The sequence below is a fragment of the Longirhabdus pacifica genome (assembly GCF_004115085.1).
In the GTDB taxonomy this organism is placed as follows: Bacteria; Bacillota; Bacilli; order Paenibacillales; family DSM-105158; genus Longirhabdus; species Longirhabdus pacifica.
Genome location: NZ_QXJP01000002.1, coordinates 135,189 through 147,316 on the forward strand (window position 1 = coordinate 135,189; position 12,128 = coordinate 147,316).

The following is a 12,128-nucleotide window of genomic DNA, read 5'->3' on the forward strand; positions in this document are numbered from 1 at the left end:
ACGCTTCCCCCTATCTTTTTAGCTCTATCGTTTATCGTCTACGTTCATATATTTATCTTGTTTTTCGCTAACCTTCGGAATGGATAAATAAATTTTAGTTCCTTCACCCGGTTCGGTATCGATCTTTAAATTTCCACCAATGGCTTTCGTCCTCTCCTGCATACTAAAAATACCTACCCCTTTAGCATGATGGTCAAAAATAAAGCCGACCCCACTATCTTCTATACGTGCAGTAATATTGTCTCGACATTCTAAAATAGCTACGCTTACTTCTTCTACATCTGCATACTTACTTACATTCGTTAACGCTTCTTGAACGATACGGAACATTGCCGTCTCCACTTGCTTATCTAATCTGGATTTCAATGAACACTCAAAATGAACATCGATACCAAAATACTTTGAATAATTTTGTATGTAAGAACGAATTGCTGGCACCACGCCTAAATCATCCAGAACAGAAGGTCTCATCTCTCTAGCCATATTTCTTACATCTTCCATCACATGATTGAGACTGAGGCGAATTTGACTTAATCCTTCATGCTGTATGTCTTGATGAAGACGATCCACTTGGATGAGGAGGGAGAAGAGACTCTGTCCAATCGTATCGTGTAGATCACGGGAAATGCGTTTTCTTTCTCCTTCCTGCACATTCATGACTCTCGTCATCATCTGTCTTAATTCTTCCTCCATCTGCTTTCTTTTTGTCACTTCATGACGGATAGATAAATATTGATATGGAACTTTATGTTCATCGAGAAAAGGGACAATGGTCGTATCCACCCAGTAATATTCACCATCTTTTTTTCTGTTTTTCAACTCCCCTTTCCATACTTCTCCTGAGGTAATCGTATCCCATAAATGCTTCATAAACGCTTTCGTATGGTAACCTGAGTTTACAATGCGATGCGTGCTTCCTATCAGTTCTTCTCTACTATATTGAGAAATTTCACAAAAATTGTTATTCACATAATGTATTGTTCCCTCTTTATCTGTCATAGCAACAATAGAAGATTCATCTAAAGCAAATTGCATATCCTTCCACTGTTTCAGCAATCGCGCTTTATCTTTCGTTGTACCATCAGATGGGAGTAGCGCACCGTACTGATCTACTTGCTGACTACTCATATTGAAGCAATCCTTTCTTTACGGCGTACTTCACTAGCTCTGGACGCGTCTTCATATTTAACTTCTCCATTAACTTCCCTTTGTGTGACTCTACTGTCTTCACACTAAGGTTTAGCATTTGCGCGATTTCTTTATTGGCGTATCCTTTCGCCACACAAGACAATACTTCTTTTTCTCGAATAGACAGTTTCTCATACGTATCGATGTTTTCTCCACGCTTGAATTGGTCTATATATTGCTCCATTAACCGTTTCGTTGCCGTCGGGTACAGATATGCTTTATCCGCAGCCACACATTCTATCGCATTCAACAGTTCTTCATGTGGAGCATTTTTCAATATAAAGCCTGAGGCTCCAGCATGAATGCTGCGAAATAAATATTCATCATCATCATTCATCGTCAAAATTAAAATCGCTGTGTGAGGTAAACACTTTTTCAGTTCAGATGTTGCTGGTAACCCATCTAATCCATTCGGCATACTTAAATCCATTAAAACAACATCTGGTTCCAGATCAAGTGCTTTTTGTATCCCTTCTTTTCCTTCTGCCGCTTCGCCAACGACTTCTAAATGATCTTTATCATTTAACAACATCGTCAGTCCTGTTCTCACCATAGCATGATCGTCTACAATTAATATTTTAATCATAGGTTTGCATCTCCCTGTCTATTGTGCACTGTGTTCGTATTCTCATCTCTCAGATCAACACCTTGTTTAAGAAGATACATGATTTCAGCATCTATATCTTTCGCTTGTATCATATGATTATAGCATGTAAATTTAGCTGACACTGGGATGCCGATAAAATTTTTGTCAGCAAAATAGACTCGAATATGTGTACCGTCTGGGCAATAGGCAACATCATTCACGATAATATTTACCACAGGCGACGGTGTACTTTCCCCTGTAAGTAGCTGTACACTGATTTTCTTATGCTTCCATGCATTTAAAATGGATAATGGACTATGCATAGCGACCACAACACTTGTTTTTTTGTGCGTAAAAGGAAAGTCTATACCCATAAATACAGTTAAATATGCCGTTATCCATCTTTTGCTCCATATATGCGATATATTGCTCTTCGTTAGCCCATTCGCCAATACCTCTGCCATCTACCGTAATGATATGAAGACCCTCTTCTTCTTTCCCTTCCACTAGCCATGTAAATTTATCAGAGAAAAGTTGAAACAATTCATGCTCCACTCTACCTTGGAATGTATCATCCACTTTATTTATAAAGCACAGTTGTACTAAAATATCATACCCCATACTACACCTTCTTTTCACGTTGATAGATGATCACTGCAGCAGGAAATAAAACAAGATTTAATATAGCAAAAATGATCGTTGCATCATAATTTTGATAGTAAAATGCATGGATAGCTTTTTGTGTGAAAAAAATATTTAATAGTAAAACGAAGCAAAGGCATAGAACCCCATAATAACTACGTTTCATATCGCTTCACTCCCGTCGCATAAACAGTACCTTGCTTCACTGTAAGTGTAATCTGAGGCAGCGGTCTTTGTGGTGGTCCAGCGGTAGGTTGACCTGTTGTCACATCGAAAAATCCATGATGGCATGGACAGACCAACTTCTCTTTGCCTTTATCCCAAAACACAGGACATAAAAGGTGCGTACATGCATTTTGATAAGCGACCACATCTTGTTCTCCTGTTCGTATGAGTAATGCAGTATGATGCTCTGATGGATAAGTAAATTGAACTGCTTCTCCTACCTTTACATCATCAAGCTTTACAATTTCCTTCTCAGCATATTGCTTTTCCCCATCCCTTGATAGTTCACGCATAGCAAGAGCTCCCCAAGGTAAAGTAGAAACAGCAAATACACCAGCAGCTCCTACTAACGTTTTCATAAAACCACGGCGATCTAGTTTACGCTCTTGGAGCTGTTTAATATTATGAGTAAAATTATCTTCTGCAAATGGCACCGTATTATTTTTATTTATCGTTTTATTTTCGTTTGTTTTGTCTTTATGATGGTCATGTTCCATTCTTATCCCCCCATGTTGATAGTATAGTGATGAAGAAATAATGAGATATAAGTTTACGCCTCCGTTGCCAGTCCCAAGGTATTATTTGATGTGTTAAAAAAGTTTTTGCTTTTTCTGCAAAATACCTGGCAAGCTAATATGAACATTCGTCTCATTTTCAAGATAATGATCTGAACTAGCAATCCACTTTCCATTGTCCAACACGTTCTGTTCTTTCTTCATCGCTAACTGCTCTTTCGTCAACCATTGCAACGTATTAGTGGGACAAACGCTCGCACACATTGGTGGAATATCGTGCTGTGTTCGTTCAATACAAAGATCACATTTATACATTAAATTTTGTTCAACATCAAATTTAGGTATGCCGTACGGACAAGCAATGGTACAGTTTTGACAACCGATACATTTTTCTACTCGTGCTGACAACACGGCACCCGTCTCATGTATTTGAATGGCTTGTGCAGGACAGCTGCGTGCACACGCAGGGTTGACACAATGCAAGCACATGAGCGGCATCGTTTGTGTATCTACTAATGGATTCACATCCACTACGTAGTTACGATATTTTTCATCATGACCTCCGCACTGCGTACATGCAGCTAGACAGGAACGACAGCCGATACAGTTATCTAACTCTAAGTACAACACACTTTTGGTCATGTCCATCCCTCCATTTTTGCTGCACATGCTTTAAATTCTGGCATACGTGACTTCGGATCTAGTGTAGCAATGGTTAATAAGTTGACAGACTGCTCATCTCCAAAATGATACGGTACAAACACCGTGTCCTTGCGAATGGCCTCTGTTACTTTCACCTTAAACACACCTTCTCCGCGCCGCGTCGTCAATTTTACTTTATTCCCTTCCCATACCCCATATTGTTTTGCCATCATTGGATGCATTTCTGCAAATGGTTCTGAACACATCTCTTGTAAAAAAGGTATTCTTCTCGTCTGGTTTCCTGATAAATAGTGAAACACTACACGCCCCGTCGTTAAAATAATGGGATATTGTTCACAAGGTTCTTCTGCCGGTGGTCGATAAACGGGCGAATGAATAACCGCCTTTCCATCAGGGTGATAAAATGTTTTATCTAAAAATAAGTACGGCGTTCCCTTGTCATGTTCACTTTTACAAGGCCAAAATACGCCTTTTTGGCTTTCTATCTTTTCCCATGTTGCACCGTAATAATCTGCTGTCCCACCTTTCGTTGCTAATCTAAATTCATTAAACACATCTTCTGCTGTTTTTAGGTGAGAAAAGTACTTCCCTTTTCCTAGTCGTTCCGCAATTTCAACTTGTATTTTCCAATCTGGTTTGCTGTCCCCTAATGGACGCTGTGCACGATTAATTTTAATAATTCTTCCTTCTAAATTCGTCACCGTACCTTCGTCTTCTGACCACGTCACGGCTGGCAATACGACATCAGCAAACTCCGCCGATTCCGACAAATAAAAATCACAGCATACCATAAAATCCAAATTCTTCATTGCATTTCTCACCATATTTAAATTCGGTGCAGAAACAGCAGGATTGGAACAAAGCAAATACATAGACCGAATCTCTTTTTTCTCCATGAGTTCAAACATTTCATAAGCGGATACACCAGCGTCAGGCATTTCTTCTGGTGTAATACCCCATACTTCGCACACCTCTTTCACATGCTGAGGGTTCGTAATTTTTCTATATCCTGGAAGCAAATCTGATTTTTGCCCGTGTTCCCTTCCACCTTGCCCGTTCCCTTGTCCTGTTAACGTTGCTACTCCAGACTTTTTTCGTCCAATTTTACCCGTCACCAAGGCCATATTGATATAACCTTGCACGTTGTCTACTCCTTTATGTTGCTGCTCAATCCCTCTAGCAAACATGACGAGGGCATTCGGTGCTTTTCCGTATATTTCAGCCGCTCTTTCTAACTTCTCTACTGCAACCCCCGTCACGTTACTCGTATGTTCTGGCGTAAAGGCTTGCACATATGCTGCCGCATCTGCAAATCCATTCGTATGTTTCTCTATAAATGCTTCATCTATATGTCCATTTCGAATGAGTAAATGTAGCATACAATTTGCAATGGCTAAATCCGTACCTGGTTTTAAATCCAAATGAACGTCTGCTCTTCTAGCAACTGGAGTTTTACGCGGATCCACCACGATTAAATATCCCCCGCGCTCTAACATTTCCCAAATACGAAACATCATCGTTGGATGGCACTCCGCTGCATTACTTCCAGCTAGAAATACACAATCCGTTTCATTAATATCTGTCCAAGGAAAGGTCGATCCCCTATCTACACCAAAAGAACCTAACATACCTCCGGCCGCACTAGACATACAAAATCGTCCGTTATAGTCAATGTATTTCGTTTGTAGTGCGACTCTGGCAAATTTTCCTGTTAAATAACATTTTTCATTTGTCATCGATACGCCACTAAACACAGATAACGTATCTTTTCCATACTGTTGTTGCAATGTTTGAAAGTTTTTTACGATAAGATCATATGCTTCTTCCCACGTCGCTTTTCTAAATCCTTTTTTTGTTCCCTTTAGCGATGCATCATCTCGTATTAATGGGGTTAACAATCGATCTTCATGATTCGTCTGCTGATACGCCGTAACCCCTTTGGGACACATTTTACCTAACGTTACAGGCCAGTCGTACCTTGGCTCCACGCCAATAATTTTATTTTGTTTTACATCTACTCGTAAATTCATCCCGCATTGCATGCCGCAATAACTGCAATGTGTAGGAATAAGCTGTTCTCCTGCTTGTTTGATGTTTTGTGTCATGTTCGTTCTCCCCTCCCAACTGACAGCATAGAAGCCGATGCATGTTTGAACATTTGCAAACGTGTCTCTCTACGACAAGGCAAGCAAAGTTCCGCTAAATGAACACCGTCTTCTGTCTTGTATTCCATTCCATTCTGACGAAGCACATCTATGACATCTGCCGATTGTTCCGCAGCAATGAACTCGTTTCCACAATGATGACACTTCTTCATTTCTTGTTCGCCATAATGTAATTTATAATTTTTCGCCAACACGCTGAGTGGACGAATAGGTATATGAGCAAGTTTCCCAAATGGCAAATAAATTAACGTTACAATGACAGCATATTGATGAATTAATGAGATCGTAGGTTGCATAAAACCTGCAAAAAATACGTTCGTAACTGTCAGTAATAGCCCCGACACACTAATAAAAAGAAGTAAATACAAGGGCATAAAATCGTAGATAAACGTTTGCTCTGCACATTGTTTTTCATTTTTCAATCGACGATATAGCGCCATACATACCCCTGCAATCACCATGATAGCCGAAATATTTAATGCGTTATAAAACAACCAAGCTAATAGGCCATCTGCCCTTACTTCCATTACATCTATACTCATAAAAACAACGGTATACATACCATTTTCCGCCATCGTAAAGTACATCCAGCCAAACACTAACGGAAAAGTGACAAAACAAGATAATATACACCCCCATCCGATCAACATATGCTGTGTCCATCGATATATCCCTCTATTCCATATAAATTTATGGGATACCATGTGATCTACGGATGTGGAAGCTGTGTTTTTTCGAAACAATAACTTCTTTCCTTTTTGAATAAAAACCTTAGTAGGTGGTCTCTCTGCCCACGCCATAAACCGATAAAAAAAACCTGCCAAAAATATGATGGTACCAACCATATAACCGTATAAGTTTAAATCAAGATGTGTAAAAAAGCGGGAACCAATAAAAGATAGCATCACGATCGTTAACAACGTAAAAAACATGTTCTTCGCAAATCGAGAAGCAAAAGCACGATCTAACCCGTTCACTTGTTCCCATTCTTGCTCATTTTTTTGTGGCTGCATCTTTCTCACCCTCCAAACGTTTTTCCTCCCCCATCAATGTTCACTTCCATTGAAAGGATATAAGTAAATCACATTGCCACGTTCTTTCTCCCTTGCTTGCAGCATAGAGCCAAGTTGTTCCGCTACGTCTTCTACTAACAATAACTGCTGGTCTGTATACGTTGCAGGATAGCGATATCCAATCATTAATACACCTTGCACTTTATGATTGATCGTCACAGGCGCAGCCAGCACCGATTTCAAGTTTTCTGCAAGTAAAATGGGATACTCTTTCGGATCATCTCCTGCTTTCATCTTAAACGAATCCAAATACATCGGACGGCCAGAGCGAATAACTTGACCAGCAATCCCCCTACCTAATCGTAAAGCAATTCGTTTGTAGCGATCATTGCGATTGCCAGAAACATACCGCCAACGAATGATATTTTGATCGTCCATCAATGCAAGGGAACAAAAATCAGTTGCTGTTAAGTTTCGTAATGAATCTAGATGAGACATAATATCTGCTTTTAATTTTTCCACTACCATCACCTCGCTTCGCCTACTTCATTTCATTGCTAACACTTTACTTCTGCATTTTTCCTAGCGTAGTAATACCATGTAATGCCTAAACTAATCACGTAGTACAGAACGAAAGCATACAGTGCTACATCTGGACTACCTGTCGCTTCAATAGAAGAACCGAATGCTTTAGGAATGAAAAACGCTCCGTAGGCTGCAATCGCCGAAGTAAAACCGAGTACTGGTGCAGCTTCTTTCGGTTCGAATATAATCGGTATCATACGGAAGGTAGAACCATTCGCAATGCCTGTTGTAACAAATAAAATCATAAACATGATGAAGAAACCACCGAAATGATCTACATTAATAAAGTAAATGACACCACATGTAGCGATGATCATCACGATGACATCCCAAAAGGTGACTCTTGCACCACCGAATTTATCCGATATCCATCCTCCTACTGGACGAAGCAATGCGCCAACCATCGGTCCTAAAAATGCAAGCTGCAGTGCATTCACTTCTGGAAATTGATGCTTTATTAAAAGTGGAAAAGCTGCCGAATAGCCGATAAATGAACCAAAACACATCGTATATAGCCATGTCATTAGCCACATATGCTTCCGTTTAAAAATAACCGCCTGCTCGCTAAAAGAAGCTTTTGCGGATGATAAATTGTTCATGCCGAAAAATGCTGCAATGCTCGTGATAACGATAGGAATAACCCACACATAGGCCGCGTTTTGCATCCATACCCGCTTCGTTTCTTCATCTACTTGCATCCACTGTCCGTCTCCACCAAATAAGCTAACTCCTATCACGATTGGAGCAAGAAATTGAACCACACTAACACCTAAATTCCCTAGACCTGCATTTAGTCCTAATGCCATCCCTTTTACTTTTGTAGGATAGAAAAAGCTAATGTTGGACATCGATGAAGCAAAATTACCTCCACCAAAGCCACACAACGCGGCAAGTAAAGCCATCACAGTAAACGAAGTATTTGGATCTTGCACTGCTATACCAATTCCAATCGAAGGGATAAGTAAAGAAGCCGTCGTAATAACCGTCCAATTCCTACCACCTACCACAGGAACCATAAAGGAATAAAATATACGAAGGGTAGCGCCCGTTAAGCCTGGTAATGCTGCCAACGTAAATAATTGATTTGTGGAAAAATTGAATCCAACACTGTTTAAATTTACAGCTACCGCGGACCAAAGCATCCATACACAGAACGATAACAATAATGCAGGGATAGAGATCCATAAATTTCGAGTTGCAACCTTCTTCCCTTTCTTTTCCCAATAAGTTTGATTTTCCGGTTGCCAATCTTGTATTGTTGTCTGCATTGTGATTCCTCCATTCTTCTGATTAATTTCAGTATAGAAGAGAAATGACACATTGACAGTTAGGGAGTTCCCTGAAATACATGCGGAAATTCCCTGAAAAGTAAACACCGGTGTAATCAAAAAAACAGAGTGTCCCTGATATGTTTCAGGACACTCTGCTTCAAACCTTATCCTTTTTTCATGTTTACTTATTTCCCGTATATGCATTAACACATATCATGGCATCAACACGGCTAACGTCAGACATTTAAACCACACTTAACATATCCTTCATATCTTCTTTTGCATTGCCAATGAGTTTGACTCCAAATTGGTTTTGCAGCACTTCGAGCACCCCTGGGGTAAAGAATTCTGGAGGCTTTGGTCCCACACGGATGTCTTTAATCCCTAGACTAAATAGTCCTAGCAAAATAGCGACTGCTTTTTGTTCGAACCAAGAGAGTACAATACTGACGGGGAGATCATTCACGTCACATTCGAACGCATCTGCTAGGGCCATCGCAATTTTTACCGTGGAACCGGAGTTATTACATTGACCTAGGTCAATGTATCTTGGAATATCCGTACCGGGAACAGTACCATAATCTACATCATTAAATCGAAACTTTCCACAAGAAGTTGTAAGAATCACGGTCTCTTGTGGCAGTGAAGTAGCCAACTCTCGGTAATACTCTCCCCCGCTACCTGGGGCATCACAACCTGCAATGACAAAAAAACGCTTAATCTTTCCTTGTTTAACCGCATCGATAATTTCCGGCGCTAAACCTAACACGGTTTCATGATGAAACCCCGTCGTCAATGTTTCTTCTGATTGCATGTTTGCTTCTGGTAATGATAACGCACAATCAATGAGCGGCTGAAAATTGTCGTCCTCTATTTTAGTCACGCCTTCTAAGCCCGCTACATCATAGGAGAAAAATCGATCACTATAGCTTCCTTTTATCGGCATTACACAATTCGTTGTCGCTAAGATCGCCCCTGGAAACTTTTCAAACAACCTTCGCTGATCGAACCAGGCCTTCCCTATATTCCCTTTTAAATGAGTATACTTCTTCAATTGCGGATAGCCATGAGCTGGTAACATTTCTGAATGTGTATAAATATTAATACCTAGCCCCTTAGTTTGCTCAAGCAGCTGCTCTAAAGCAAATAAATTATGCCCTGTCACCACGATGCACTTGCCTTCTATTTTATTTTGGGAAACAGTGACAGGAGTTGGAACCCCTAAATGTTTAATATGAGCTTGATCCAATACATCCATTATTTTAACGGCTGCGCTGCCCACTTTCATCGCCATCGCTAGGTGTTCTTCCAGATTAAAATTAGAGTTCGTCAATGTCATATACAGTGCTTCGTGTGTGATCGCATCCACTTCGGGATCAGAAGCTCCAAGTTGTCTAGCATGTGTGGCATAGGCTGCTATCCCTTTTAAAGCAAAAATCATCGTATCTTGTAAACTAGCTATATTTTCATCTTTGCCACAAACGCCTACGACCTTACAACCACCAGTAGGTGTTTGCTCACATTGATAACAAAACATGCATATTCCCCCTCAAAAAATATGACTTATAAACCGTATCTTTATTGTTATCATAAAATAAAAAAGGGAAGGAAACTGTGATACGCGTCACAGATGTACATGATAAGTCATTCATCTATTCTTTTATATGGATCAATGGTACAATGTTACCCAAGACAATACGCTATGAGATGATAAATTACTGTAAAGGAGATCTCGTTTATGCAACAGCATCAAATAGTAGACAAAAAAAATAGACCTTTACAAGATCTTCGTATCTCTGTTACAGATCGTTGTAATTTTCGATGTCCTTACTGCATGCCCATTGAACAATTTGGGATGGACTACCCTTTTCTTGAAAAAGACAACATATTATCTTTTGAAGAATTGAGTAGACTGACCCGTATTTTTGCAGCGTTAGGTGTCAATAAAATCCGAATTACAGGCGGAGAACCACTGCTTCGTAAACAGCTGCCGATGTGGATTAAAGAGATAAGTCAGATCGAAGGAATTGAAGATATTGCTCTCACAACAAACGCCTCCTTGCTAACGAAATATGTAGGGCAACTAAAAGAAGCAAACGTAAATAGATTAAACATTAGCTTAGACAGTTTGGATTCAGAGCGCTTCAAAAAGATGAATGGAGTAGGTTTTGATGTACAATCTGTTTTGCAAGCGATAGATCATGCCAGTGCTGCTGGCTTTCCAATAAAAATTAATATGGTCGTAAAAAAAGGAATGAACGAACAAGACATTTTACCGATGGCATCCTATTTTAAACAAAAAGGGCATACGCTTCGGTTTATTGAATTTATGGATGTCGGTAATCATAATGATTGGAAGTTGGAGCATGTCTTATCCAGTAAGCAAATTGTAGAAATGATTAGTGGAGAGATGCCTTTAGAACCTTTAGAAGCAAATTATTTTGGCGAAGTAGCAAAGCGGTATCGTTATACCGATGGTAGTGCAGAAATAGGTTTTATTTCTTCTGTCACCAACACGTTCTGTGACAGTTGTACACGTGCCAGAATTTCAGCAGAAGGTTATTTGTACACGTGTTTATTTGCAACAAGCGGACATGATTTAAGATCACCACTGCGGGATGGAGCTTCAGACGAAGAGCTTATGAAATGTATTAAGAACATATGGAATGGTCGAAAAGATGAGTATTCTGCATTGCGCTCTCAACAAACGAACAACTCAAATAAAAAAATAGAAATGTCACACATTGGAGGATAAGAGGATAGTAAATAACTTATCCTTATTTTTTTGTAAATTTTATGACAGACCTCATGCTTATTAAACAAAAAGATAAAATGATAAAATAAATCATTATGTAGTACGTATCGACAAATGTTTATTTATGATCGACATGATAAATCACAGCTTCCGTCATTTTCTTGAATTTCTCTGCATTTCCTGTTATTTTTATCGCTAATGTATCTAGATTTTCACCTATGTTTGATCCATGAAGATGTACTTCCATTGAAATAGCCATATTCATATATGCATCTTCCGTATCTATATCGTAATGTTTCGCTGTAATGTTTGACTGTGCCATGTCTTTTTGCTTCTGTTGTGACTTTTCAATAACACGATTCAGCTTCTTACTTGTATAGAGCAATGTATGGTCGATTCTGTTTGGAGAATTTACCGCAATGTTGCACAACGCATCTCGTAAGTCTTTCATTTCACTCCTTAGCATGTTTGCATCCCCTCCACTTCTTTTTTACCTTACATCCATACTTATAATTTTAGT

14 protein-coding genes are annotated in these 12,128 nt (G+C 39.5%); 1 reads left to right on the plus strand and 13 read right to left on the minus strand.

All coding sequences use genetic code 11. From position 1 onward, the window contains the following. Positions 1 to 24 precede the first annotated feature (24 nt). The 12 genes from D1Z92_RS02035 to hcp all read right to left on the minus strand — a co-directional run bounded on the left by D1Z92_RS02035 (position 25) and on the right by hcp (position 10,390). On the minus strand, positions 25 to 1,128 hold the full coding sequence (locus D1Z92_RS02035) for a PAS domain-containing sensor histidine kinase (protein ID WP_128893985.1): 1,104 nt from the start codon (positions 1,126 to 1,128) through the stop codon (positions 25 to 27). Next, a complete protein-coding gene (locus D1Z92_RS02040) occupies positions 1,121 to 1,774 on the minus strand; it encodes a response regulator transcription factor (RefSeq protein ID WP_128893986.1) in 654 nt (217 codons plus the stop codon). Before D1Z92_RS02040 ends, D1Z92_RS02035 begins: the two co-directional genes overlap by 8 nt. Continuing rightward, entirely contained in the window at positions 1,771 to 2,097 is a 327-nt protein-coding gene (locus D1Z92_RS02045) for a hypothetical protein (protein ID WP_128893987.1), read from the minus strand. The genes D1Z92_RS02040 and D1Z92_RS02045 overlap by 4 nt, the downstream gene beginning before the upstream one ends. Further along, positions 2,090 to 2,395 carry a hypothetical protein gene (locus D1Z92_RS02050; RefSeq protein WP_128893988.1) on the minus strand — a complete coding sequence of 102 codons (306 nt, stop codon included), beginning with the start codon at positions 2,393 to 2,395 and terminating at the stop codon, positions 2,090 to 2,092. Before D1Z92_RS02050 ends, D1Z92_RS02045 begins: the two co-directional genes overlap by 8 nt. A 1-nt stretch (position 2,396) precedes the next feature. Continuing rightward, positions 2,397 to 2,582, minus strand: coding sequence for a hypothetical protein (locus D1Z92_RS02055; RefSeq protein WP_128893989.1), 186 nt, complete (start codon positions 2,580 to 2,582; stop codon positions 2,397 to 2,399). Next, complete coding sequence (locus D1Z92_RS02060) at positions 2,572 to 3,138, minus strand: Rieske 2Fe-2S domain-containing protein (RefSeq protein ID WP_128893990.1); 567 nt, start codon at positions 3,136 to 3,138, stop codon at positions 2,572 to 2,574. Before D1Z92_RS02060 ends, D1Z92_RS02055 begins: the two co-directional genes overlap by 11 nt. 93 nt (positions 3,139 to 3,231) lie before the next feature. Continuing rightward, positions 3,232 to 3,798, minus strand: coding sequence for a 4Fe-4S dicluster domain-containing protein (locus tag D1Z92_RS02065; RefSeq protein ID WP_128893991.1), 567 nt, complete (start codon positions 3,796 to 3,798; stop codon positions 3,232 to 3,234). Further along, on the minus strand, positions 3,795 to 5,924 hold the full coding sequence (locus D1Z92_RS02070; RefSeq protein ID WP_128893992.1) for a molybdopterin oxidoreductase family protein: 2,130 nt from the start codon (positions 5,922 to 5,924) through the stop codon (positions 3,795 to 3,797). The genes D1Z92_RS02065 and D1Z92_RS02070 overlap by 4 nt, the downstream gene beginning before the upstream one ends. Next, the gene (locus D1Z92_RS02075; RefSeq protein WP_128893993.1) at positions 5,921 to 6,997 is read right to left on the minus strand and encodes a hypothetical protein; all 1,077 of its coding nucleotides are present in this window, start codon (positions 6,995 to 6,997) and stop codon (positions 5,921 to 5,923) included. Before D1Z92_RS02075 ends, D1Z92_RS02070 begins: the two co-directional genes overlap by 4 nt. Positions 6,998 to 7,030: 33 nt before the next feature. Continuing rightward, the gene (locus D1Z92_RS02080) at positions 7,031 to 7,519 is read right to left on the minus strand and encodes a cofactor assembly of complex C subunit B (protein ID WP_164931406.1); all 489 of its coding nucleotides are present in this window, start codon (positions 7,517 to 7,519) and stop codon (positions 7,031 to 7,033) included. 35 nt (positions 7,520 to 7,554) lie between these two features. Then, positions 7,555 to 8,850 (minus strand): NarK family nitrate/nitrite MFS transporter, encoded by a 1,296-nt coding sequence (locus D1Z92_RS02085; protein ID WP_164931407.1) that lies wholly within the window; start codon positions 8,848 to 8,850, stop codon positions 7,555 to 7,557. A gap of 247 nt (positions 8,851 to 9,097) precedes the next feature. Then, positions 9,098 to 10,390 carry a hydroxylamine reductase gene (gene hcp, locus D1Z92_RS02090; protein ID WP_128893996.1) on the minus strand — a complete coding sequence of 431 codons (1,293 nt, stop codon included), beginning with the start codon at positions 10,388 to 10,390 and terminating at the stop codon, positions 9,098 to 9,100. A 201-nt stretch (positions 10,391 to 10,591) separates the two neighbouring features. Between hcp and moaA the strand changes: the two genes are divergently transcribed. Then, the gene (moaA, locus tag D1Z92_RS02095) at positions 10,592 to 11,608 is read left to right on the plus strand and encodes a GTP 3',8-cyclase MoaA (protein WP_128893997.1); all 1,017 of its coding nucleotides are present in this window, start codon (positions 10,592 to 10,594) and stop codon (positions 11,606 to 11,608) included. Between the two features lie 118 nt (positions 11,609 to 11,726). On the opposite strand, the gene D1Z92_RS02100 is transcribed toward moaA, so the two are convergent. Then, the gene (locus D1Z92_RS02100) at positions 11,727 to 12,074 is read right to left on the minus strand and encodes a hypothetical protein (protein ID WP_128893998.1); all 348 of its coding nucleotides are present in this window, start codon (positions 12,072 to 12,074) and stop codon (positions 11,727 to 11,729) included. Positions 12,075 to 12,128 lie beyond the last annotated feature (54 nt).